Genomic DNA, 1,344 nt, shown 5'->3' with positions numbered 1-1,344 from the left:
GCCGGACACACCTGGGGCCTGGGCAAATGGTGGGCCGCCCTGCCCATCGTCCAGAAGAACCGCTGGCTCATCTGACCACAACGAGTGCGCGGAGCCGCCCGGCTGGACAGGCCGGGCGGTCGTGTGACGGGACGAGGGAGCCGACGATGACAACCGTAGGGGTACTACGTGAGACCGCAGCGGGTGAGCGCCGTGTCGCGCTCACCCCGGACGCCGCTCGGAGCCTCTCCGAGCGGGATGTGCGAGTGCTTGTCGAGACAGGGGCGGGAAGCACCGCCTTCTTCGACGACGACGGCTATGCCTCCGCGACCGTGGTCACCCGCGAGCGGGTGTACGCCAACAGTGACATTCTGGTCTGCCTGCGCGTTCCGGAGGACGCCGCGGCGTCGTGCCGAACAGGCCAGGTGCTGATCGGACTGTTCGACACCCTCGACGATCCCGGCTCGGTGCGACGTCTTGCCGCCGCCGGTGTCACCGTGCTCAGCCTCGACCTGCTCCCCCGCACCCTCAGCCGCGCCCAGTCGATGGACGCCCTGACCTCGCAGGCGAACGTCGCCGGCTACAAGGCCGCGCTGCTGGCCGCCGATGCGTATCCGGGCTTCTTCCCGATGCTGACGACGGCGGCCGGTACCACCCGTCCCGCGCGGGTGCTCGTGCTCGGAGCGGGTGTCGCGGGACTGCAGGCCATCGCGACGGCCCGCCGGCTCGGTGCACGTGTCACCGGCTACGACGTGCGGGAGCAGGCTCGAGCCGACATCGCCTCGACCGGCGCCTCGGTGCTCGACCTGGCTGGGGGGATGAACTCCGCGGACGGATATGCCCGCGCACTGGCCTCGGACGAGGCCGAGCGGCAGTTGGCCGCGCTGACCGAGGCCGCACCCGAATTCGACGTGGTGATCACGACCGCGAAGGTGCCGGGCGGACGGTCCCCACTGCTGGTCTCGGAGGAGGCTCTGCACGCCATGAGGCCCGGTTCGGTGGTGATCGACCTCGGGGGCAACGTTGCCGGCTCCTCGCCGGACACCCGCACGGTCGTCAACGGCGTCACTACGATCGGCGCCCCGGAACTCGCGGCCGGCACGCCGGTGGCGGCGTCCACCGCGTACGCGCGCAATTTGCTCGCCTTGCTCGGACTGCTGATGCCCGCCCGGGACGTGATCCTCGACCTGGACGACGAGATTCTGCGGGCCGTCGTGGTCGGTCATGGCGGACACATCATCCATCCGCGAGTGCTGGCTGCGCTCGCCGAACAGGAAGCAGCCCGCTCATGAGTCCGCTGCTGCTGGCCGATCTGACTGTTTTCACGCTCGGGTTGCTGGTCGGTTTCGAGGTGATCAGTAAGGT

General features: G+C 69.7%; 1 protein-coding gene. It reads left to right on the top strand.

Annotated elements, in window-relative coordinates; all coding sequences use genetic code 11:
- Window positions 1-146: 146 nt before the first annotated feature.
- Entirely contained in the window at window positions 147-1,271 is a 1,125-nt protein-coding gene (locus LXN57_RS47665) for an NAD(P) transhydrogenase subunit alpha (protein WP_251804956.1), read from the top strand.
- Window positions 1,272-1,344 lie beyond the last annotated feature (73 nt).

The organism is Paractinoplanes hotanensis (assembly GCF_023717965.1).
GTDB classification, from domain to species: domain Bacteria; phylum Actinomycetota; class Actinomycetes; order Mycobacteriales; family Micromonosporaceae; genus Actinoplanes; species Actinoplanes polyasparticus.
Note: the sequence above shows the minus strand (reverse complement) of the source record. Positions and strands in the feature narration are given on the sequence as shown.